At 43.3% G+C, this 23,811-nt stretch carries 21 protein-coding genes; 17 read left to right on the forward strand and 4 right to left on the reverse strand.

Annotated elements, in window-relative coordinates; translation table 11 throughout:
• Window positions 1-2 precede the first annotated feature (2 nt).
• Genes I2F62_RS03025 through I2F62_RS03040 form a run of 4 tightly spaced genes read left to right on the forward strand, consistent with a single transcriptional unit; the run spans window position 3 to window position 5,169 of the window.
• Window positions 3-1,241, forward strand: a complete 1,239-nt coding sequence (locus I2F62_RS03025; RefSeq protein WP_324625545.1) for an FAD-dependent oxidoreductase — start codon at window positions 3-5, stop codon at window positions 1,239-1,241.
• A gap of 12 nt (window positions 1,242-1,253) precedes the next feature.
• Window positions 1,254-1,580 carry a sarcosine oxidase subunit delta gene (locus tag I2F62_RS03030; RefSeq protein ID WP_324625546.1) on the forward strand — a complete coding sequence of 109 codons (327 nt, stop codon included), beginning with the start codon at window positions 1,254-1,256 and terminating at the stop codon, window positions 1,578-1,580.
• A complete protein-coding gene (locus tag I2F62_RS03035) occupies window positions 1,577-4,498 on the forward strand; it encodes a 2Fe-2S iron-sulfur cluster-binding protein (RefSeq protein ID WP_324625547.1) in 2,922 nt (973 codons plus the stop codon). Before I2F62_RS03030 ends, I2F62_RS03035 begins: the two co-directional genes overlap by 4 nt.
• Window positions 4,499-4,500: 2 nt before the next feature.
• Entirely contained in the window at window positions 4,501-5,169 is a 669-nt protein-coding gene (locus I2F62_RS03040) for a sarcosine oxidase subunit gamma (protein ID WP_324625548.1), read from the forward strand.
• Between the two features lie 118 nt (window positions 5,170-5,287).
• Here the strand turns inward: I2F62_RS03040 and I2F62_RS03045 are convergent, their stop codons facing one another.
• Both I2F62_RS03045 and I2F62_RS03050 read right to left on the reverse strand, forming a co-directional pair.
• Window positions 5,288-5,581 (reverse strand): DUF1330 domain-containing protein, encoded by a 294-nt coding sequence (locus I2F62_RS03045; RefSeq protein WP_324625549.1) that lies wholly within the window; start codon window positions 5,579-5,581, stop codon window positions 5,288-5,290.
• A 16-nt stretch (window positions 5,582-5,597) separates the two neighbouring features.
• Window positions 5,598-6,272, reverse strand: coding sequence for a GntR family transcriptional regulator (locus I2F62_RS03050; RefSeq protein ID WP_324625550.1), 675 nt, complete (start codon window positions 6,270-6,272; stop codon window positions 5,598-5,600).
• A 151-nt stretch (window positions 6,273-6,423) separates the two neighbouring features.
• Between I2F62_RS03050 and I2F62_RS03055 the strand changes: the two genes are divergently transcribed.
• The 9 genes from I2F62_RS03055 to I2F62_RS03095 all read left to right on the forward strand — a co-directional run bounded on the left by I2F62_RS03055 (window position 6,424) and on the right by I2F62_RS03095 (window position 16,216).
• Window positions 6,424-7,026 (forward strand): amino acid synthesis family protein, encoded by a 603-nt coding sequence (locus I2F62_RS03055; RefSeq protein ID WP_324625551.1) that lies wholly within the window; start codon window positions 6,424-6,426, stop codon window positions 7,024-7,026.
• Entirely contained in the window at window positions 6,995-7,786 is a 792-nt protein-coding gene (gene tgnD / locus I2F62_RS03060) for a (E)-2-((N-methylformamido)methylene)succinate hydrolase (RefSeq protein WP_324625552.1), read from the forward strand. Before I2F62_RS03055 ends, tgnD begins: the two co-directional genes overlap by 32 nt.
• Window positions 7,787-7,815: 29 nt before the next feature.
• Window positions 7,816-8,748: a flavin-dependent trigonelline monooxygenase reductase component gene (gene tgnA, locus I2F62_RS03065; protein WP_324625553.1), complete on the forward strand. Its 933-nt coding sequence runs from the start codon at window positions 7,816-7,818 to the stop codon at window positions 8,746-8,748.
• A 2-nt stretch (window positions 8,749-8,750) separates the two neighbouring features.
• Window positions 8,751-9,791: a flavin-dependent trigonelline monooxygenase oxygenase component gene (gene tgnB / locus I2F62_RS03070; RefSeq protein WP_324625554.1), complete on the forward strand. Its 1,041-nt coding sequence runs from the start codon at window positions 8,751-8,753 to the stop codon at window positions 9,789-9,791.
• A 14-nt stretch (window positions 9,792-9,805) separates the two neighbouring features.
• Window positions 9,806-11,272, forward strand: a complete 1,467-nt coding sequence (gene tgnC / locus I2F62_RS03075; RefSeq protein ID WP_324625555.1) for a (Z)-2-((N-methylformamido)methylene)-5-hydroxybutyrolactone dehydrogenase — start codon at window positions 9,806-9,808, stop codon at window positions 11,270-11,272.
• A 361-nt stretch (window positions 11,273-11,633) separates the two neighbouring features.
• Window positions 11,634-13,037, forward strand: a complete 1,404-nt coding sequence (locus tag I2F62_RS03080) for a purine-cytosine permease family protein (protein WP_324625556.1) — start codon at window positions 11,634-11,636, stop codon at window positions 13,035-13,037.
• A 26-nt stretch (window positions 13,038-13,063) separates the two neighbouring features.
• Window positions 13,064-14,227, forward strand: coding sequence for a porin (locus tag I2F62_RS03085; protein ID WP_324625557.1), 1,164 nt, complete (start codon window positions 13,064-13,066; stop codon window positions 14,225-14,227).
• Between the two features lie 151 nt (window positions 14,228-14,378).
• Window positions 14,379-15,830, forward strand: a complete 1,452-nt coding sequence (locus tag I2F62_RS03090; RefSeq protein ID WP_324625558.1) for an NAD-dependent succinate-semialdehyde dehydrogenase — start codon at window positions 14,379-14,381, stop codon at window positions 15,828-15,830.
• Window positions 15,830-16,216, forward strand: coding sequence for a carboxymuconolactone decarboxylase family protein (locus I2F62_RS03095; RefSeq protein WP_324625559.1), 387 nt, complete (start codon window positions 15,830-15,832; stop codon window positions 16,214-16,216). Before I2F62_RS03090 ends, I2F62_RS03095 begins: the two co-directional genes overlap by 1 nt.
• Window positions 16,217-16,282: 66 nt before the next feature.
• Here the strand turns inward: I2F62_RS03095 and I2F62_RS03100 are convergent, their stop codons facing one another.
• Together I2F62_RS03100 and I2F62_RS03105 are read right to left on the reverse strand one after the other, a co-directional pair.
• Window positions 16,283-17,593 carry an ammonium transporter gene (locus tag I2F62_RS03100; RefSeq protein ID WP_324625560.1) on the reverse strand — a complete coding sequence of 437 codons (1,311 nt, stop codon included), beginning with the start codon at window positions 17,591-17,593 and terminating at the stop codon, window positions 16,283-16,285.
• A 535-nt stretch (window positions 17,594-18,128) separates the two neighbouring features.
• Window positions 18,129-18,725, reverse strand: a complete 597-nt coding sequence (locus I2F62_RS03105; RefSeq protein WP_324625561.1) for an XRE family transcriptional regulator — start codon at window positions 18,723-18,725, stop codon at window positions 18,129-18,131.
• Between the two features lie 290 nt (window positions 18,726-19,015).
• Here I2F62_RS03105 and glnT point away from each other — a divergent pair, with 290 nt between their 5' ends.
• From glnT to I2F62_RS03125, 4 genes are read left to right on the forward strand one after another with little or no spacing between them, the layout of a single operon-like run.
• On the forward strand, window positions 19,016-20,407 hold the full coding sequence (gene glnT, locus I2F62_RS03110) for a type III glutamate--ammonia ligase (protein ID WP_324625578.1): 1,392 nt from the start codon (window positions 19,016-19,018) through the stop codon (window positions 20,405-20,407).
• Between the two features lie 46 nt (window positions 20,408-20,453).
• Window positions 20,454-21,377, forward strand: a complete 924-nt coding sequence (locus tag I2F62_RS03115; RefSeq protein WP_324625562.1) for a glutamine amidotransferase family protein — start codon at window positions 20,454-20,456, stop codon at window positions 21,375-21,377.
• A 30-nt stretch (window positions 21,378-21,407) separates the two neighbouring features.
• Window positions 21,408-22,136: a protein glxC gene (locus I2F62_RS03120; protein WP_324625563.1), complete on the forward strand. Its 729-nt coding sequence runs from the start codon at window positions 21,408-21,410 to the stop codon at window positions 22,134-22,136.
• Window positions 22,137-22,163: 27 nt separating this feature from the next.
• Window positions 22,164-23,498 (forward strand): FMN-binding glutamate synthase family protein, encoded by a 1,335-nt coding sequence (locus I2F62_RS03125; RefSeq protein WP_324625564.1) that lies wholly within the window; start codon window positions 22,164-22,166, stop codon window positions 23,496-23,498.
• The last annotated feature ends 313 nt before the right edge of the window (window positions 23,499-23,811 follow it).

Below are 23,811 nucleotides of genomic sequence, written 5' to 3' on the forward strand. Positions count from 1 at the left end.
CCATGCCTTTGAGTCTACTGAAGTATGGATTAAGTGATGAGTATCCTGTGGAAGTGGATTTGCCACCGCCGAAGGAACTTCAATCTCGTTATGATGTTGTAATTATTGGTGGCGGTGGGCATGGTCTGGCAATTGCCTATTATCTGTCAAAATATCATGGCATTCGTAATGTTGCCGTATTAGAAAAAGCCTATTTAGGCGGCGGCAATACCGCACGGAATACCGCTGTGATTCGTTCCAATTATTTGACTTCTGAAGGCGTCAAGTTTTATGCCGAATCGGTGCAAATGTTTAAAAGCTTATCGAATGAATTTGACTTTAACATTATGTATTCCGAGCGTGGACAACTCACACTTGCACATACCGATTCAACTGTACGTGCCTTTCGTCAGCGTGCTGAAGTGAATAAACATTTTGGTGGACGTACCGAAATGATCGATCGTCAGCAAATTAAAGAATTGGTGCCTTGTTTGAATTTGGACCCTGCGCATATACCCGTATTGGCTGGTTTGTGGCATATCGATGGTGGCACCGCGCGGCACGATGCGGTGGCGTGGGGGTATGCCAAAGAAGCAGCCAAACGTGGTGTGGAGATTCATCAACTGACTGAAGTACAAGACTTTGTGGTGGAAGGCAATAAAGTCACAGCAGTGAAGACCAATCGCGGCACAATTCAGTGCGGTTGCGTAGTGCAAGCGATTGCCGGTGCATCGTCATTGTTAATGAATAAACTCAATATTCGTGCGCCGATTCATACTTATCCGTTACAAGCGATGGTTTCACAACCGTTTAAACCGTTTATCGATCCTCTGGTGAGTTCGTCTGCATTGCATTGCTACGTGCAGCAAACCAGTCGTGGCGAAATTGTTTTTGGCGGTGGTTCTGACCCATATCCTTTGTATAACACCCGTTCGACCCTCGACTTAAAAGAAAGTTTATTGGCACATGCCGTTGAAATGTTCCCATTTATGGCCAATGCCAAGCTGATGCGTCAATGGGCGGGAATGACCGATATGACGCCTGACTATAGTCCAATCATGGGTGAATCTCCATATGACAATTATTACTTAGATGCCGGTTGGGGCACATGGGGCTTTAAGGCCACACCAATCTGCGGCAAAACCATGGCAGAAATGGTAGCGACAGGCCGCACTCCCGATTTAATTAAGCCATTTGAGTTGTCACGTTTTAGTCGCTTCCAACAAGTCAATGAAATGGGCGCGACTGCGGCAAGCCATTAAGGAGCATATGAAATGAAAATGATGCCTTGTCCTTTGAATGGGCTACGAAATATCAGCGAATTTACCTATGGCGGTGAGTTTAAAACCATGCCCGATCAGAATAGCTGTACGGATTTAGAGTGGGCGGATTATGTGTTTAATACCGACAATATTGCAGGGGTAGTGTTGGAATGGTGGATGCATACGCCAAGCAGCTATTGGTTTATTGCAGAGCGTCATACTGTCACCGATGAAATCATCAGAACCTTTGATCCCAAAGAAATTTTTAACAAGCGTGTAGAATTTTCAGCAGTCGAATCTCGTGCATCTTCTGCAGCAGTGAAGGAGTCTTTAACATGAGTGATTCAGCTTTACAACGACTTCCACTTCCGTATGGCAGCATGATTGATCGTAGCCAAACGATTGAATTTGAATTTGATCAACAAAAATATACCGGTTTTGCAGGTGATAGCATTGCCAGTGCGTTGATTGCCAATCAACGTTGGGTCATGTCACGTTCGTTTAAATATCATCGTCCTCGTGCACCGCTGACTATGGCGGGTCAAGATGCCAATACCCTGATTCAATTACCCGAAGAAGCCAATGTTTTGGCAGATACCACTGAAATTAAATCTCAGCTACGCGCCAGTGGACAAAACTTTTCTGGTTCATTGCTGAAAGACTCTGATGCTTTCTTAGGTAAATTTTCCAAATTTATGCCGGTTGGTTTTTACTACCGTGCGTTTTACAAACCGAAAGGCGTGTGGAAACTGTGGGAGCCTTTAATTCGTAAAAAAGCAGGCTTAGGGGTTTTAGATCTCAACTTTGAACCCGAATATTACGATAAAGCTTATTTATTTTATGATGTCGTCGTCGTAGGCGGTGGCCCTGCAGGCTTGCAATCTGCATTATCTGCAGCGGAACAAGGTGCAAAAGTTCTCGTGGTCGAGCAAGAAAAAATGCTCGGTGGCAGTTTGAATTATGCACGTTTTGATGTTGAAGGCAAAAAAGCTGAACAACTGCGTGAGCAACTTATCCAAGCGGTGAATGCGCATGCAAATATTCAAGTCATGACGCAAGCGGTGTGTAATGCTTGGTTTACCGACCATTATTTACCTGTCATTCAAGGTAAACGCATGTACAAAGTACGTGCTAAACAATGCATCGTGGCCAGTGGTAGTTTTGATCAACCGGTTGTGTTTAGAAATAATGACTTACCGGGTGTGATTTTAACCAGTGCGGTACAACGTCTGATTAAGCTGTATGCCGTGAAACCTGGACAAAAAGTTGTCATTTTGACCGGTAATGACGATGGTTATTTGGCTGCATTAGATTTGCTAGAGGCTGGTATACACGTCGCTGCGGTGGTGGATTTGCGTGAAGTGCCACAGAACAAAGCGGCTTATGGTGCGGTAAAAGAGAAAAACATCCCATGTTATTTGGGCAGTACCGTCTATGAAGCGTTGCATGATAAAACCATGCATCGTGTGACCGGTGTTGATATTCGTAAAATTGTTTCTGAAGGTCAGGTCGCGCAAGACAGAAAGAAACTCGATTGCGATGTGCTGTGTATGTCTTCTGGATATATGCCAGTGTATCAACTGTTGTGTCAGGCGGGTGGCAAGCTGAGCTATGACGACCATAGCGCTGAGTTTAATCTTTCGGGATTACCAAAAGGTTTGCACGTGACAGGTTCGGTCAAAGGCGTGCATGACATCAACCAAGTGATTCAACATGCTAAAAACACGGGAACGCTGGCAGCACAATCTGCCTTAGAACACACCGTAGATGCGCAGCCAAATTTAGATGCTGTGGAAAAACAAATGCGCGTCAATTTCCCATGGCCAATCTTTGCTCATCCTAAAGGCAAGGAATTTGTCGATTATGATGAAGATTTGCAGATTCGCGATATTGTCAATGCCACGAAAAGTGGTTACCGCGATGTGCAATTGGTCAAACGCTTTTCCACAGTCGGCATGGGACCATCGCAAGGTCGGCATTCTGCACTACCGACTGCACGTTTGGTAGCAAAATCGACCCAGCGCAGCGTGAGTGAAACTGGTGTCACCACAGCACGTCCACCGTTTACCGTAGAAAAATTGGCGCATGTGGCTGGGCGTAGTTTTGATCCGTATCGTCAAACGCCAATGCATGCACAGCATTTAAAAGCAGGTGCAAGCATGATGCCTGCAGGAAACTGGCAACGTCCAGCATTTTATGGTGATGCTGCCAATCGTTTAAAACATATTGAAAATGAAGTGAAACATGTGCGCAACCAAGTCGGCATCATTGATGTATCGACACTGGGCGGTTTAGATATTCGCGGGCCAGACAGTGCTGAATTTATCAACCGTTTGTATACCTTTGGTTTTGTCAAATTGCCAGTCGGGAAAACCCGTTATGCGGTAATGTCGAATGAACATGGTGTCGTCATTGATGATGGTGTTGCGGCTCGACTCAGTGACAACCATTTTTATGTGACTGCAACCACCGGTGGTGTCGACCGTATTTACCAACAAATGCTGAAATGGAATGCCCAATGGCGTTTAAGTATTGATATTGCCAATGTGACCACGGCACTTGCAGCCGTCAACATTGCAGGACCAAAATCACGTGCGCTAATGCAGACGATTTGTCACGATATTGATCTTTCAAATGAAGCCTTTCCGTATTTAGGCGTTAGAGAAGGAACAATTCAAGGGATTCCTGTGCGTATGCTACGGGTGGGGTTTGTCGGTGAGTTGGGTTATGAAATCCACTTTCCGGCACGCTATGGTCAATTTATGTGGGATCATTTAATGCAAGCAGGTCAAGCATTCGATCTCAAGCCATTTGGTGTTGAAAGCCAGCGGTTATTACGTTTGGAAAAAGGTCACATCATTATTAGTCAAGATACCGATGGCATGACCCATCCACAAGAAGTAGATTTAGGTTGGGCGGTCGCACGTAGCAAGCCTTGGTTTGTTGGGAAACGCTCAATTGCCATCCTCGAACAACAACCGTTAAAACGTAAATTGGTGTCCTTCGTGTTGGATAAAACACAGGAAAAACCACTGGAGGGACATATTGTTCTGGAAGGAAGTGATATTTCTGGAAACATTACCTCATGTGAATATTCACCAACGCTCGACAAGATTATTGGTATGGCTTATGTCGGCATTGGACAAAGCGAAGTGGGACAACAGTTTCCGATCCGTGTGGAAAAAGGTGCCGTGGTTCAGGCGACGGTTGTCAAAGCCCCATTCTATGATCCACAAAACCAACGTCAGGAGATTTAAGCATGCAAGCATTATATCAGGCTGAACGCAGTCCGATTGAAATCGGTGGATCACAAGTTGCGTATCAAACCTTTGCTTCGGGGAAACGTTTTTTGCAAGGCGGTTCTGCTGCAAATGACACAACAGCCGCGTGTCGTATGGTCGATTTGACCAATTTATCCCGCGTTGGCTTTCGAGGGCAAGACGCTGCGGCTTATCTCAGCGCGCATGGCTTTGAATTACCACAGCAACCCAATCAAGCAGTACAACAAGACGATGGTTGTTGGGTGATGCGTTTGTCATTGACCGAATACTGTGTGCTCGGATCGCTCAAAGATTTTGGCGAGCGCGTCAGTCAATTGGAACAAGCTTGGCAGATGGATGAACGTGCCAATTATTTACTGACAAGACAAGACAGCCACGCATGGATTCTGGTTAGTAGTGCGCATATTGCCGAAATCATGGCAAAGTTGTGTGCGGTGGATTTGCGCCCAGAAGTATTTCCAGTGGGACAAATTGCACAGACTTCTGTGGCACGGATCAATGCCATGGTTACTAATGTCAGCGATCAACAGGCGACAAAGTTTAATATTTTGTGCGATCGTGCTGCAGCATTGTATCTGTGGGAGGTGCTACAGGATGCGATTCAAGAGTTTGATGGCAAAATTGTGGGGATAGACGGCTTGTTGTAGTTTTGCGGGCGTATCAATCGATCTATCCATGCTTTAAAAGCATGGATAGATCAACTGAAAAGGACAAATATCATTCACGATATTTGTCCTTTTTTATGCATTGAAATGAAGAATTGGCTTAGAGGGTAGGCAAACCTTCAACAAAACTAATCATCACCTCGGCACAGCCTTCGCGGGCCAAACGCGCTTGTTTGTATTCTTCAGAGTCATAGCATTGGTGTGCGGTTGCCAAATCTGGAAACTCAATAATGACATGACGTTGATAGGCTTGTCCTTCAATACACATAGACTCACCGCCACGCGCCAGAAATTTTGCGCCGTATTTTTGAAATGCCGCAGGGGCAAGTTTCATATATTCTTGATATTGTTGCATATCATGTACGGTCACATGTGCGATCCAGTAAGCGGTCATATCTAACTCCTTAGACTTATGCGTCTTGCGATTGGCTTTCAAGAATGTGTTGAGCAATGCTAGATGCTTCATGCAGATGTGCCGCAACAGCCGCTTTCGCAGCACGAACATCTTTTTCTAAAATCGCTTCGACAATGGTGCAAATACGTTGATAACCCGTCACTGCACGATGTGGTGAATTGATGGTCATGGCACGAAGTCGACTAATACGACCGTTCAAGCGCTCAACCACTTCCCATGCGATATCGTGGTTGGCTACTTCAAAAATAAAGCGGTACAACTCTCGCGATACACTGAGTAAGTCCTGCATTTTTCCATCTTCAAAAGCATCGTGCAGTTTTTGCAAATGCGCTCGCAGAGTTTGACTGTGCGTATCATCGAGTTTTTGGGTACAGTCAGCGACCGCACTTTGTTCTAACAACAAGCGGATATCATAAATTTGCTGTGCCACGTGCCAGTTCAGTACTGAAACAATTGGGCCTTTATTGGCAAGGGTTTCGACCAATCCTTCTGCTTCTAAATAGCGAATGGCTTCACGAACCACGGTGCGACTTACCCCTAACTCTTCACACAGTACCCGTTCAACTAAACGTTTCCCCGCAGGAAAATAGCCGGTAATGATGGCATTACGCAGGTTGGTCAATGCCATTTCCCTGAGGGTAATTGGAGGTTGCTCAATTTTTAGATTCAAGATTCATTACTCACTCAAACTGTATTTATATAATTTTTGGTTACATTTATAGCAGCCAATTTTAGCAAAAAAAAGCGTAAATGAGTAGTTGGTAGTATTGTATACCATAATATTGTGTTCTATATTGAATGAAAACAAGGGAGGAAAATCCATGAGCCTAATTCGAAAAACAGTACTGCATGTAGAAACAATTTATGTCGATGGTGGCAAAGATGCCCCAACACCATTAAAGATGGTTGCTGCTGCTGCGGTGCTTAAAAACCCATGGGCAGGACAAGGATATGTTGAAGATCTTTCACCTGAAATCCGCCGCATTGCGCCTGAACTCAGCAAGCACTTAACCAAAATGATCATTGACGAAATTGGTTCTGGCGAAGCAGTTGAAGCATTTGGTAAATCTGCGGTGGTTGGTCTAGATGGCGAACTCGAACATGCATCTGCATTGATTCACACCTTACATTTTGGTAATACCTACCGTAGTGCAGTAGGTGCGAAATCTTATTTGGCATTTAACAACACACGTGGTCCAGCCAATGCGCCGATCTTAGTGCCGATGATGGACAAAAATGATGAAGGTCGTCGTTCACATTATCTAACCGTTCAGTTTGCGATTCCTGATGCACCAGCAGCAGATGAATTAGTGGTTGTGATTGCTGCGTCTACTGCAGGTCGTCCTCACCATCGTATTGGTGACCGTTATCAAGATTTAAAGGAATTAGGTCATGATCTCGCAAACCCTGCAGCTGTCAAATAATCGTACAGCTCATTATTTTGAGCAAGGTGAAGGAGAACCTTTGGTTCTCATTCACGGTGTGGGGATGCAGGCTGAAGCTTGGTATCCTCAAATTGAATATTTTTCCAAACACTATCATGTCATTTCACTGGATATGCCAGGTCATGGGCAAAGTACTGCGCTTGCACCAGATGCACAGTTGCAAGATTTTGTGGATTGGGCGATTGAGTGCATTACTGCGTTGAATCTTGGGCCAGTGAATTTGGCTGGACATTCAATGGGATCACTGATTACCACCGGTGTCAGTGTCACTCGACCAGATTTAATCAAACGTATGGCAGTTTTAAATGGTGTATATAAACGTACCGATGCTGCAAGAAACGCTGTGATTCAGCGTGCAGAAGCCTTAAAAGGTGGTCATCTGGATATCGAAACGCCATTACAACGCTGGTTTGGTGAAAGTGAAATTGAAAAAATCGCATCTGAACGAGTCAAATCGTGGCTTGAACAGGTAAATATGTCTGGATACACCACAGCTTACAGTGCCTTTGCACGCGGTGACTTGGTTTATGCAGATCATTGGCCAGACATTAAATGTCCAGCATTAGTTTTAACTGGAACGGATGATCCAAACTCAACCGCTGAAATGACCATTCAAATGGCAAATCAAGCGCAACATGGAACAGCAATCGTCATTGAAAATGAACGGCATATGGTGAATCTCACCGCCCCTGAAAAAGTAAATCAGGCCATGCAAGCGTGGTTGCAAACGACCCCCTAACGTGTTCCAGAGATTGAAGGAGTATTGAAATGAGCGAAATGGACGCAGTGAATAAAATCCGTGAATTACGGGATGCTTTTGGATCATTCATGACAGGTGTCACTGTGGTGACCACGTGTAAAGATGATGGAACGCCATTGGGCTTTACCGCCAACTCTTTTGCTTCGGTGTCTTTGGACCCAGCCTTGCTCTTAGTGAGCATTGCCAAGACATCGAGCAATTATAATAACTTTGCAGATGCATCACACTTTGCCATTAATATTTTGGCTGAAGAACAAAAAGATGTATCCAATACCTTTGCCCGCCCAAGCGATGATCGTTTTGCTCAGTTGGCATGGTCAAAAAGTGAATATCAAAATCCATTGATTGATGGTGTCAGTGCTTGGTTTGACTGTACCACGCATCAAGTGGTGGATGCAGGCGACCATGCCATCTTGATAGGTAAAGTTGAAAATTTTTATTCTTCTGGTTTTGCTGGGCTTGGCTATTATCGTGGTGCTTACTTTACGCCAGCTAAATCATCAACCGATGTTATTTCTAGCATGAAAGTCATGATGATGGCAGTGATTGGGCATGAAAATCAGATTTTGCTTGAACAAAATGCAGATCAGAAGTGGACATTACCACATTTGATGGTTGAAAAAGAGGGTGCGGAAAAAGCACTTGAAAAGATCTTTGCTGCGTATCAGCCAGAAGCATCACCTAGCTTTATTTATTCTGTTTATGATGATGTCACCACCCAGCAACAATACATTGCATTTTTATGTAACACCCCTGAACCAACAGCGCATAAAGGCCAGTTTGTCGATTTAAATGATCTTGAAAAACTGACCTTTATTGATAATGCTTTACAAAGCATGTTGATGCGCTATCGCAAAGAAAACCAACTTCAAAGCTATGGTGTTTATTACGGTAATCACTCCACCGGCACAGTTCGTCAAATTGTTAAAGAGGGAATTTAGTCATGCGTTTTTCATTATTTGTACATATGGAACGAGTTTCAGATCAAGAGACACAAAAACAGCTTTATGAAGAGATGATTGAGCTGTGTCAGATTGCAGACCGCGGTGGGATGCACACGATTTGGACGGGTGAGCACCATGCAATGAACTTTACCATTGCGCCGAATCCATTTCTGAATTTGGTCGATTTGGCAAATAAGACGAAAAATGTTCGCTTAGGGACAGGCACGGTGGTAGCACCATTTTGGCATCCTATTAAATTGGCTGGTGAAGCGGCCATGACTGATATCATCACCGATGGTCGTTTAGAACTGGGGATTGCCCGTGGCGCATATTCATTTGAGTATGAGCGCATGGTCCCAGGTATGGATGCTTGGAGTGCAGGTCAACGTTTACGTGAAATGATTCCAGCGATTAAAAACCTGTGGAAAGGCGACTACGAACACAATGGCGAGTTTTGGCAATTCCCAAAAACCACCTCTGCGCCACAACCGCTACAACAGCCGAATCCGCCAATTTGGGTGGCTGCGCGTGATCCAAATAGCCACGAATTTGCCGTACAAAATGGCTGTAATGTGCAAGTGACGCCACTGCATTTAGGTGACGAAGAAGTTGAAAAACTGATGGGGCATTTCAACAGCGCTTGTGAAAAATTCCAAGACGTGCAACGCCCAGAAATCATGTTATTGCGTCATACCTATGTGGCAGACAGCGAAGAAGATGCACAAGTTGCTGCCAATGAAATGAATGTGTTCTACAACTATTTTGGGGCATGGTTCAAAAATGAACGTGACATCAACCAAGGTTTGATTGCGCCACTGTCTGATGAAGAAATTGCAGCACATCCATTTTATACCGCTGAAGCAATGCGTAAAAACAATGTGATTGGTCAAGCACAAGAAGTTATTGATCGACTTAAAGCCTATGAAGCAATGGGTTATGACGAATATTCATTCTGGATTGATACCGGTATGAGTTTTGAGCGTAAAAAAGCTTCTCTTGAACGTATGATTAATGAAGTCATGCCAGCATTTTCTAAATAAAGTGGATCGCCGTCATGCAACAATTTCAGTTATATATTAATGGCAAATTTGAGGATGGTGCTGCGCAATTTGACAGCATTAATCCTGCCACAGGTGAAGTCTGGGCAAAAATGCCAGAAGCACGCACTGAGCAAGTCAATCGAGCGGTAGATGCTGCTGAACACGCCTTTTATGCGCCAAGTTGGTCCGGTTTAACGGCATCACAACGTGGCAAATTACTGTATAAATTGGCTGATTTGGTGGAAAAAGCAGCACCGCGACTGGCTGCTTTAGAAACTGCAGATACCGGTAAAATTATTCGTGAAACTTCAAGCCAAATTGCCTATGTGGCTGAGTATTATCGTTATTATGCAGGATTGGCAGACAAGCTTGAAGGCAGTTTTATTCCGGTAGATAAACCGGATATGCAAGCATGGTTGGTGCGTGAACCGGTAGGTGTGGTCGCTGCAATTGTGCCGTGGAACAGTCAATTATTTTTGTCTGCGGTCAAAGTCGGGCCAGCATTAGCAGCAGGGTGTACCGTGGTGCTTAAAGCGTCTGAAGAAGCACCTGCACCGTTACTTGAGTTTGCCAAACTGATTGATGAAGCAGGCTTTCCAGCAGGTGTGGTCAATGTGATTACTGGCTTTGGCCCAGAGTGTGGTGCCGTGCTCAGTGCACATCCAAAAGTTGCACATATTGCCTTTACTGGTGGACCAGAAACGGCAAAACATATTGTACGTAACAGTGCTGAAAATCTAGCCAAAGTATCACTTGAGTTGGGCGGTAAATCTCCATTTATCGTGTTTGCCGACACCGATATCAACAGTGCACTCAATGCCCAAATTGCCGCAATTTTTGCAGCAACAGGGCAAAGCTGTGTGGCGGGTTCACGTCTTTTGATTGAAGAAAGTATCAAAGATGAATTTTTGCAGCGTTTGGCTGAACGTGTCAAAAGCATCAAAATGGGCTTGCCGGACGATATGCAAACTGAATATGGCCCGTTATGTACGCTCAAACAACGTGAAAAAATTCAACACGTGGTTGAACGTTCAGTCGAGCAAGGTGCAAAACTCATTACGGGTGGGCAAGTGCCTGAAGGCGCAGGCTATTACTATCCACCAACGATTTTGGATTGCAGCGGTGTTTCGCATGCAGAAAGTATCCAGACTGAGTTGTTCGGCCCTGTGTTGTCTGTCGATACCTTTAGCACAGAAGCAGAAGCCATTGAAAAAGCCAACAGCACACCGTATGGCTTGGCTTCTGGGGTTTTTACCAGTAATTTGACCCGTGCGCATCGTATGACACGCGCCATTCGCGCGGGCATTGTTTGGATTAATACTTATCGAGTGGTTTCACCGTTAGCACCGTTTGGGGGCTATGGATTGTCAGGACATGGTCGTGAGGGCGGTATGAGTGCTGCACTTGAATATACCACCACCAAAACTGTGTGGCTGAGAATGTCAGATCAGCCAATCGATGATCCTTTTGTGATGAGGTAATACATCAAAATAGGATGAATTTGAAAAAATAAAAATTACTTGATTGTTTAAGTAATTTAAACAAACGGATTAACGCAAGAAAATGGATTTTCTTGGGCTGAACTCGATGTCGAGATCGGTTTGGCTGCATTTTATTTTTAAAAAGTATTTAAAAACAAAATATTGAAAATCCATTTTAATTTAATCCCTATTTTTTGTGATGAGAACGGAAGCGTGTGGATGACGACTTTTATTTAAATAATTTTTAACTTTGTATAAAAATGGTCTAAAAATTGCTTTGAATTAAAGGAATAAAAAATTCCTATCAAGAATGATTGGGATTGTCATCTGGGTCAGTTGTCTTAAAAGTGAGACTAAGGATATGAATCAAAATGCAACATCAAACAAAACTTTTGAAATAGAAAGTAACAGTATCGATTATGTTGATGCTTCTCAACGTAATGGTCATGTCAAAGATTTATTTACGCTCTGGTTTTGTACCAATATTGCACCTTTAGCGGTGATTACTGGCGCGATGTCGGTACAAACCTTTCATTTGAATATCATGAGTGCATTGACCGCGATTATTCTTGGTCATTTCTTTGGCGCCTCCATTTTGGCGTTAACCTCTGCACAGGGGCCACAAGTCGGCATTCCACAAATGATTCAAAGTCGTGCGCAGTTTGGACGCTATGGTGCTTTATTGGTTGTGATCTTCACCACCTTTATTTATTTGGGCTTTTTTACTTCAAATATTATTTTGTCGGGCAAAACCTTGCACACCGTCATTCCATCGATACCAGTACCTACAGCGACTGTGATTGGTGCAATTACTGCAACCCTAATTGGCATTATTGGTTATCACTTTATCCATAAATTTAACAAGATTGGGACTTGGTTTATGGGCAGTGCCTTGCTGATTGGCTTTATCTTGATGATTCCACATATCACCACAGAAGTCTTAGCAAAAGGCTCTTTTAACTTAAAAGGCTGGTTTGCGATGTTCTGTGTGTGTGCAATTTGGCAGATTAGTTTCTCGCCATACACCTCTGACTATTCGCGTTATTTGCCCAAAGAAATTGGTGTTTTTAAACCATTTATTTATACCTACTTAGGCGCAGCACTTGGGACAGTCATTGCATTTAGTTTCGGAACCTTAGCAGTCAGCTTGTTTACGATGAATGATGCCATGGAAGCGGTGAAAACTGCCACTGGCGGCTTTGGTATGGTGCTGATGATTTTGTTCTTATGCAATATTATTGGTCACAATGCCATGAACTTGTATGGTGCTTCACTGTCGTTTATTACCGCCATTCAAACCTTTGCCGGCAAATGGATTCCAACCAAATCGACCCGAATTATTCTTTCTATTTTTGTATTGATTCTTGCGACCAGTACTGCACTTTGGGCATCGAGCAGCTTTATTAGCTACTTCCTCAACTTCATTTTTGCCTTGTTGTTTATTTTAGTACCTTGGGTGGTGATTAACCTGATGGACTTCTATTACATCAACAAAATGCAGTACGACATTAGCTCTATTTTTGATGAAAATGGCGGTCAATATGGCAAGTACAATATCAAAACCTTAATCACTTACTTTGTCGGTATTGTGGTTCAGATTCCTTTTCTCACCAATTCGTTTTTTACTGGGCGATGGGCCAATGTCATCCAAGATGTAGATATCTCATGGATTGTCGGCATGATTGTGACTGCGATTCTTTATTTCGCATTGAACCAGTCAAAAATCAGCGCCAATCATTACAACATCTCTGCCAAAAAAATCTAAATTGAAATAAATAGTGAGAAAAAATCATGAAAAAGCAATATCTAACAATAGGGGTAGGGTTGATCACTGGTTCTATGGCATGGCCATGTTTTGCAGGCCTCACTTTTGGAGATGCAAAAACGGATACGGGTGCACTGACCATTTCAGGCTATGTGCGTGCCAATTATCAGGATAAAAACTACGGTTCAGACAACGACCACAAACTTCAGTTTAATGCGGCCAAAATTGCATTAGATTATGATGCGCCAAAATGGTTTGGTCATGCCGAATACCGCTGTTATCAATACAGTACCTTGTGCGATTTCTCGACCTTGGTCGATGCGTATGCCGGTTATCGTTTTAACGATCAGCAAAAACTCACCGTAGGTTTACAACCTATTCCATTTGGGATTGGACGTTTTTGGGAAAGTTCACTCTATGGTGGCATTAACAACACCATGGGATTAGAAGATGCACATAATTTGGGCGCAACGTATCATCATGAACTCGGTGCAACCAAATTTGATGTGGGTTATTTCGCAACCGATGGTGGAAATTATACGGGTGATAGCCGCGATTCAGCACGTTATACCGCAAACTTTGTCAAAACCAGTGATCCAACTCAATCGACATTAAATGAAAAAAATATGTGGATTGCGCGGGTATCTCAGGATGTGCAACTCTCACCCGACATGACGCTGAACGTGGGTGGTTCATATTGGTATTCTGATCTTAAAAATAAAACCACCGGTTTAAATGGTAATCGTAAAACCTGGGCTTTATTTACCGGCTTGAATTATAAGGACTTGGCACTGAGCTTTACCGGTGGTCAAAACGATGTATCGAATAAAGATGCATTACATCCAGATTATTCTGTGATGGGTTCGTATGATGGTGAATACTATGTGGCCAACAAAGGGCAGTTTTACACCGCAGATGTCCGTTACAGCTTTAAAGATCTCTATAAAGGTCTAAATATTACCCCGTATGCTGCCTATACCGCATATATCAAAGATGCCAATGGCTATAAAAATTCATCGCGTAATTTTTTAGGTGCGTCGTTCGACTATAAAAAAGTGTCGTTGGTGGCTGAATACATCATTAGTAAAAATGATCCGTTCATTGGTGGCGATAGTGATTCACTGGCGCAAGGTGATGGTTCATCGAAGTCAAATCGTTTACTCAACTTGACCTTCTTTTACTATTTTTAATTTGCGATGTGGATGAGCAAAAGGCTCAAAAAATTTTCTCTGATTAAGTGGTATACCGTATGTGAAGTGTACGGTATCCATTTTCAATTACGGCCATAAAACAACATTTTATGGTTTGTATAGACATTAAGATTGAATAGGATTGGCAAACATGGATCTGCAACAACAACCTTTATTTCGTCAGCAAGCGTTTGTGGCTGGACAATGGTGCGATGCTGATGACGGTCAGAAAACGCCCATTTATAATCCTGCAACCCAAGAACTGATTGGCTATGTCCCAAATATGGGGCGTGCTGAAACAGATCGTGCGATTGACACCGCGTATGCATCGTGGGGAATGTGGAAAGCAAAAACGGCCAAAGAAAGATCAATATTACTGAAAAAATGGTATGAGCTGATTCTAGCCAATCTTGATGTCCTTGCAGAGATTTTGACCGTTGAACAAGGCAAACCGCTGAACGAAGCCAAAGGTGAAATCGTTTATGCAGCCAGCTTTATTGAATGGTTTGCAGAAGAAGCAAAACGAATTTATGGCGATGTGATTCCAAGTCCTTATCCCGATGCACGCATTGTTGTGAATAAACAGCCGATTGGTGTGGTGGCAGCCATTACACCGTGGAATTTCCCTGCGGCCATGATTACCCGTAAAGTGGCACCGGCTTTGGCAGCAGGCTGTCCATGTATTGTGAAACCTGCACCTGAAACACCATTTACTGCATTGGCATTGGTCGATTTAGCAGTGCAAGCTGGGATTCCGGCAGAAATTTTCAGTGTGATTACCGGTGATGCTGTTCAGGTTGGCGATGCTATTTTTGCCAGTGACCATGTGCGCAAATTCACCTTTACAGGTTCGACTCCGATTGGTAAGTTGCTATTGGAAAAATCGGCAAAAACCCTGAAAAAAGTCTCATTGGAACTCGGTGGTAATGCGCCATTTATTGTATTTGATGATGCCGATGTCGAAGCAGCAGTTGATGGTGCAATGATTGCCAAATTTAGAAATGCAGGGCAGACCTGTGTTTGCGTGAATCGCTTTTTAGTGCAAGCTGGCATTTATGAAAAGTTCATCGAGGTGTTTAAAGCCAAAATTGAAGCTTTAAAAATTGGCAATGGGCTTGAAGCAGGTAGTGAAATTGGTCCGCTGATTAATGCACAAGCCATTAGCAAAGTACAATCACATATTGATGATGCACTGGCTAAACAAGGTCGACTGGTGATAGGTGGTCAAGTGGCGAGCGCAGGCGAGTTATTTTTTGAACCGACCTTAATTGCTGATGTCACCACCGACATGTTGGTGGCAACTCAAGAAACCTTTGGTCCATTGGCAGCCATTTTTAAATTTGAAACTGAAGAGCAAGCCATTCACATGGCAAATGACACTGAATTTGGTTTGGCTGCATATTGTTATACCCGAGATTTAGGACGCTCATGGCGTATGAGTGAGCAACTAGAATACGGCATGGTCGGCATTAATAAAGGCTTAATTTCAAATGAAGTGGCACCTTTTGGTGGAATTAAACATTCTGGTTTGGGGCGTGAAGGCTCGAAATATGGTATAGAAGATTATCTGGAAATTAAGTACACATTATTTGGAGGCTTGTAATGAGCAATGAAAAATTTGACAAGGGTTTAGCCATTCGAAAGCAGGTTTTAGGCGAAGAATACGTGAATAACTCGATCAATAATGCAGATGAGTTTAACTTGCCATTACAAGAACTGGTCACTGAATATTGCTGGGGTGCGGTGTGGGGGCGTGAAGAGTTATCTAAACCAGAACGCAGCTTGATTAATCTGGCGATGATTTCTGCACTGAATCGTCCGCATGAGTTAAAATTGCATGTCAAAGGTGCGCTACGCAATGGCGTGCCGAAAGAAAAAATTCGTGAAGTGCTTTTACAAGTTGCGATTTATTGTGGTGTTCCTGCGGCAGTCGATAGCTTCCGTATTGCCAAAGAAGCAATCAAAGAATACGAAGCAGAAAATGCTTAAACCAAAGCATTAACCGAAGCATAAAAAAGAGAGCAATCGCTCTCTTTTTTTTATGGCTTAAAACTTTTAGTTATACGCACGCTCATTATGCTCACTTACATCTAAGCCTTGTTGTTCTTGTTCAGGTGTCGCGCGTAATCCGATAGTTTTATCAATCAGTTTCATAATGATCCAAGTGAACACACCACAGTAAACCACTGTTAATACAATACTTGCCACTTGTGCGATGAATTGCTTCACCAAGTTTATGTCCTGATTACCACCCAGCGCAGGAATACAGAAAATTCCAGTTAAAATACAGCCTGCCATGCCGCCAATACCATGTAGCGAAAATACATCCAACGCATCATCAAAGCCGAACTTGCGTTTTAGCCCAGTGACTGCAAAGAAACAGCAGATACTGGTGATGAAACCCACAGCAATTGCACCAAACGGGCCAACAAATGCGGCAGCCGGTGTAATGCCGACCAAGCCTGCAATGACGCCAGATGCCAGACCCAAAGAGGTAACATGTTTGGTCATGATTTTTTCAATCATCATCCAGCCCACAATACCGCCACAAGTTGCAATGGTTGTGGTCATGAGTACAAGGCCTGCCGTGGTATTGGCGGCCAACGCTGAACCGACATTAAAGCCATACCAACCTGCCCATAATAAAGCTGCACCCATCATGGTAAAGACTAAATTATGCGGTGGCATCGGTGTAGTTGGCCATCCACGACGTTTACCAAGCACAATTGCACCCACCAGAGCAGCAACACCTGAGTTAATGTGAACTGCTGTACCACCGGCAAAGTCGAGTACGCCCCAATTATGCATAATTGCGCCTGGACCACCCCAAACCATATGTGCTAAAGGTCCATACACCAAAACCAACCACAGGGCAGCAAATAACACCACTGCACCAAATTTCATGCGTTCTGCAAAACCACCTACCGCAATACATGGCGTGATCATGGCAAAGGTTAAACCAAAAATACAAAGCACGTACTCAGGCACACCCGCAACTAAAGTTTGATCGGTAATGCCAGCCATAAAGGCCTTACTTAAACCACCAACAAAGCTATTAAAATTCAGGCTGCCTTCAGTCATGTTAGTGGTATCTGCCACAACGCTATAAACCACGGCAATCCATAAAATGCCGACCACACCTGCCACTGCAAAAAATTGCGAGAAGATGGAGAGCACATTTTTTGCTCGGATCATGCCTCCATAAAACAGTGCAAGGCCAGGGATAAACATAATCAGTACTAAAATTGCAGATACCATCAGCCATACAGTAGATGGTGCATCAAAGGGGGTATCTGCTGCAAATGCACAGGCAGGCATTAGCATGAACAGAGTGATCCCAAGTTTTTTCAGCAAATCGGAGGTCATAACGTGCTCCTTAAACGAAAATAAAAAAAGATTTAGAATTTGAGTAGCTAGCGTTTTATTCTTTCAAAGAATATTAATTTCACTTTGGTTAAAGCAATTCTTGTACCATGATAATTTTTTAACCTAATAATTATGCCGATTTATAGGATTTGAATACCTCAGATGATCTTTTCTCTTAAACATAAAATAAGGTTGGCGATTAATCAGAACAATTAATGAAACCAAAAAGAAGACAACGAAAAATGTGCGCCGTCTTTAAACCTGGTATGGTAATTTCTTTGGGTTGCAGGGGCGCGCAGTTTTTGTGCACGCTGCATTGATATGATGAATGAGGTTTTTAACTTTTATTCTAAGCTTGAGCTAACCTAAGCTGAGCTGCTTAAGTTTTCAGATTCTGGCTTGATTAAGCACGATTTTTTAATTGATGCAAATGAAAGACAAAAGGCGAGTCGTATCTCTATTTCTGATCTGCGGGTTAAGCAGATAAATGTTGAAAAGAAATAGAAAATACGATGATCGACACCAGTAAATTCATTTATTCTTCATTGGCTCCATAATTCATCACCGACAATAAGCGAATCGGCACTTGAATGAGTTTTTCTGGGCCATGCGGAATTTCACTTTCTAAAGTGAGGCAGTCGCCTGGTTGCATGTGAAAAACATCTTGTCCATGACGATAAATCAGTTCGCCTTCAACCAAATACAGCATTTCAATGCCAGGGTGGGCAAAGGTGGGAAATTCCTCACTGGCATCATCCATACTGACTAAATACGCTTCAAAGCTTTTTTTTGGACCTCTAGAATGCGTCAATAAACGATAGGTATGTCCTTTTTCGGTCCCTCTACGCACCACTTCCATGCCACCACCAGATTTCACCAACATGGCATGGCTTTCTTGCTGGTCATATTGGCTAAATAAAGTCGACATTGGAATACCCAACACTTCACAAAGCCGGCTAAGGGTTTCTAAGCTGGTCGAAACTTGTGCATTTTCAATTTTGCTGAGCATGCCCTGACTAATTTCTGCAATCTGTGCCACTTCAGACAGTTTCAGACCTTGTTCTTGGCGATGTCGTTTAATTTGGATACCAATATATTGTTCCAGCTTCAAGCTGTTCTTGGTTTGTCTCATTATGGTTCAACTCTGCACTATTTTGATGATGATGAATGGGTGATTCTACTGAAAACAAAAAACAGATGGGATAAATTTCAAAAAAATCCTATCATGAAATATATATTCCTATTGAGAATATTGAATTTTTAGCTTCATTCATAGAAAAATTAAAAAATATTCAAAGTTGGCAAGGGAATTGCTTTCTTTATAGGAAAGAAAGTTTCTTATATTGAAAACTGAATCGTTCATAACTCTAGATGCATTTTTCAAGCCAAATACAGTTTTGCCATATTAGGAGTATGTCAATGATGTTGCAGCAAGCCGTGAAGGAGATGTTTGATCATCGTGAATTGACCAATCAACCCATGTATCGTCCAGAAGTACAAAAAGTGATTGATCAGCACAATTTAAAATATGTTTTGGCACAATTTGTCGATATTCATGGCGCTGCCAAAACCAAGTCAGTCCCAATTTCGGGCTTGAAGGCAATTGAAACGAATGGTGTTGGTTTTGCAGGTTTTGCAATCTCGGGTATGGGAATGCAGCCGCATGGACCAGACTTTATGGTAAAAGGCGACTTATCTACTTTAAAACCAGTACCTTGGCAACCGGGGTATGGGCGTGTGGTGTGTGAAGGTTATGTGAATGGACAGCCACATCCTTATGATTCACGTTATGTCTTACGCCAGCAAGTTGAGCGTTTAAAAGCCAAAGGCTGGACACTCAATACTGGGCTTGAACCTGAATTTAGCCTATTCCGCCGTAGCGAAGATGGCAAACTCAAAATGGTGGATGACTCCGATAATCTAGATAAACCTTGCTATGACTATAAAGGCTTATCTCGTTCACGTGAGTTCTTAGAACACTTAACTGAAGCGTTAATTCCTGTCGGATTCGATATTTACCAAATTGACCACGAAGATGCGAACGGTCAGTTTGAAATTAACTATACCTATGCAGATGCGATGGAATCTGCCGATATGTTTACTTTCTTCCGTATGGCGGCAGGTGAAATCGCTAACGATTTAGGCATGATTTGTTCATTTATGCCAAAGCCTGATCCAAAACGCGCAGGCAATGGTATGCACTTCCACTTATCCATTGGTAGTGATGAAAGTGCGAACTTATTCCATGATGCCAGCGACGCAAGTGGTATGGGCTTATCGAAAATGGCGTATCACTTTATTGCAGGTTTGCTTGAACATGGTCCAGCACTGTGCGCGTTCTGTGCACCAACCGTAAACTCTTACAAACGTCTTGTGGTTGGACGTTCGCTGTCTGGTGCGACATGGGCACCTGCATTTATTGCCTATGGTTCAAACAACCGTTCTGCGATGGTGCGTATCCCGTATGGTCGTATTGAACTGCGCTTACCCGATGCAGGTTGTAACCCTTATTTGGTCTCGGCTGCGATTATTGCAGCAGGGCTAGATGGCATTGAACGCGAATTGATGCCACCACCAGCATGTAATGAAAACTTATACAGTCTAGAACTGGAAGAAATTGCAGCACGTGGTATTGCAACTTTGCCTCAATCTCTTAAAGAAGCTGTTGATGCACTTAAGGCAGATCCATTATTTGCAGAAAAAATGGGCACTGAAATCGTCAATGAATTTATTGATCAAAAAAGCATGGAGTGGGTGGAATACTGCCGCCATGTATCGGACTGGGAAATTCAGCGTTATACCGAATTTTTCTAAAATATTGAGCTAATGACAGATTAAATATTAAATTTTGGAGCATCCTATGTGTGGAATCGTTGGTTTATATCTTAAAAATCCTGCGCTTGAATCTCAGCTTGGCAAATTATTTGAACCGATGCTAGAAGCTATGACAGGTCGTGGCCCTGACAGCGCAGGCTTTGCGATTTATGGCGATGAAGTGAAAGATGGTTGGGTAAAATTAACCTTACAATCTACTGATGAAAGCTTTAACTGGCAAGGCTTTGCAGAAAAACTGCAAGCTAAATTGAACACAGGTTTTGACTGGTTTCAAAACGCAACTGCTGCCGTTATTAAAGTTGAAGCAGATGAAGATACAGTCCGTGCGGCGATTAGTGAACTTGCGCCTGAACTTAGAATCATGAGCGTTGGACAAAGCATCGAAATTTTAAAAGGTATGGGCTTACCGGTTGAAATTTCAGAGCGTTTTGGCCTTGCCAACATGAAAGGCAGTCACATTATCGGGCATACCCGTATGGCAACCGAAAGTGCTGTGACTATGGAAGGAAGTCATCCATTTTCAACTGGTGCAGATCTTTGCTTAGTACATAACGGTTCTTTATCGAATCACGCACGTTTACGTCAAGAATTGAAACGCGAAGGCATCAGCTTTGAAACTGAAAATGATACCGAAGTTGCAGCAGGTTACCTGACTTGGCGTTTACAACAAGGTGACAACCTTGAGCAAGCACTGAATCATGCCTTAGATGATTTAGATGGCTTCTTTACCTTTGCCATTGGCACACGAGATGGTTTTGCGGTGATTCGTGATCCAATTGCCTGCAAGCCTGCAGTATTGGCAGAAACAGATGACTATGTTGCGATGGCGTCAGAATATCAAGCCTTAGCATCATTACCAAACATCGACAAAGCCAAAGTATGGGAACCAGAACCAGCGACGTTATATGTCTGGGAACGTTCAAATGCCAAAACTGGCAAAGCAGCATAAGTATACGGTTTAAGATTAAGGAGTCACACAATGAACAGCACTGTATTAGCAGATAAAGTGAATCAAACATTATTAAAAGATACTTACGATTTAACCGTAGATAGCGTGCGTGATCTGAATCAGGCCTTACATAGCAAAGAAGTCGTAGATGCGGTCACAAACTGGACTGTTAAAAATCCAGCTGGCGCACACAATATTGCCGTGGGTATTAAAGCACCAGTCTCAGTCACCATTGACGGTCACGCAGGTTATTACTGCGCAGGCATGAACCAAGAAGCCGATATTGTGGTGAATGGTAATGTTGGTGTCGGTGTGGCTGAAAATATGATGTCTGGTTCTGTTCGCATCAAAGGCAATGCCTCACAAGCGGCGGGTGCTACAGCACATGGCGGTTTATTGGTGATTGATGGTGATGCCGGCGCACGTTGTGGTATTTCCATGAAAGGCGTCGATATTGTGGTTGGCGGTAGCATTGGTCACATGAGCTGCTTTATGGGACAAGCTGGACGTTTAGTGGTGTGTGGCGATGCAGGCGATGCACTGGGCGACTCGTTGTATGAAACCCGTATTTATGTCAAAGGAACAGTGAAATCTTTAGGTTCAGACTGCATCGAAAAAGAAATGCGTGAAGAACACCTCGCCGAATTGGCGGAGCTGCTTGCCAAAGCTGGTTTTGACGAATCCCCAACCTCGTTCAAACGCTATGGCTCAGCCCGCCAACTTTATAACTTCAAAGTAGACAATGCATCTGCTTACTAAGATCAAACGTAGACCGGAGAAATAACCATGACACAAGCAACTACTCAATTCGATCCAGTACTACGCGAATCAGCTACGTTTGATCGTTTAACCATTCAAGAAATTCAACGTGCCGCTGCAACAGGTATTTATGATATCCGTGGTGGTGGAACCAAGCGTCATCTTCCTCATTTTGACGACTTGCTTCTACTTGGTGCAAGTATGTCACGTTACCCGCTTGAAGGTTATCGTGAAAAATGCGGTACTGATGTGGTACTAGGTACACGTTTTGCCAAAAAACCGATTCATTTAAAAATTCCAGTGACCATTGCCGGCATGAGCTTTGGTGCATTGTCTGCCAATGCCAAAGAGTCTTTGGGTCGTGGTGCAAGTATCGTTGGTACTTCAACCACAACCGGTGATGGCGGGATGACACCTGAAGAACGTGGTCATTCTGAAACGTTGGTGTATCAATACTTACCATCACGTTATGGTATGAATCCAGACGATCTACGCAAAGCCGATGCGATTGAAATTGTCTTAGGTCAAGGTGCAAAACCAGGTGGTGGCGGTATGCTACTCGGGATGAAAGTCACTGAACGTGTTGCGGGCATGCGTACCTTACCGGTCGGTGTCGATCAACGTAGTGCGTGTCGTCATCCTGACTGGACTGGTCCAGACGATTTAGCTATTAAAATTGCAGAAATCCGTGAAATCACCGATTGGGAAAAACCAATTTACGTGAAAATTGGTGCAAGCCGTCCATACTATGACGTGAAACTCGCGGTGAAAGCCGGGGCAGATGTCATCGTACTGGATGGCATGCAAGGCGGTACAGCAGCAACCCAAGAAGTCTTTATCGAGCATGTCGGTATTCCCATTTTGTCTGCCATTCCACAAGCGATTCAGGCACTCCAAGAAATGGGCATGCACCGTAAAGTACAACTGATTGTATCGGGCGGTATTCGTACTGGAGCAGATGTGGCAAAAGCCATGGCTTTAGGTGCAGATGCTGTTGCGATTGGTACAGCAGCCCTCATTGCATTAGGTGATAACCATCCACGTTTAAACGATGAATTGAAAAAAATCGGTTCTGCGTCAGGTTATTATGATGATTGGCAAAATGGCCGTGATCCGGCTGGAATTACCACGCAAGATCCAGAACTGGCAAAAAACTTAGACCCTGTTGAAGGTGGTCGTCACTTGGCGAACTACTTACGTGTGTTGGTCTTAGAAGCGCAAACGATGGCACGTGCTTGTGGTAAGTCACATTTGCATAATCTTGATCCGGAAGATTTGGTTGCGTTAACTGTTGAAGCTGCAGCAATGGCGCGTGTGCCATTGGCAGGAACTAATTGGGTGCCTGGTCAGTTACAATATTAATGGCGTGCTCGCATAGCTGTTAAACGATTAAACCTCCTCCAAGTTGTGACTCTATGTTTAGAGGCAACGTTGGGGGAGGTTTAATTGATTTATTGACAACTAAGCTAAGAAAAACTCCAGTTCTGTAATTGGGGTTTTAAAAATTAAAACCTTCTACATTGTTCGCTGGTTTTGATGTAACTATATGTATTTTATGGTAAATATATTTTATTTTTCTCTCAGGTTTTATCGTTGCAATGATACCCGAATTCATTTTTCTTGCAGAACAGTTTTTGGTCTGAAAAGCTTTCAATCTGTGTATATTACATTTGAA

The sequence above is a fragment of the Acinetobacter sp. MD2(2019) genome (genome assembly GCF_035615615.1).
In the GTDB taxonomy this organism is placed as follows: Bacteria; Pseudomonadota; Gammaproteobacteria; order Pseudomonadales; family Moraxellaceae; genus Acinetobacter.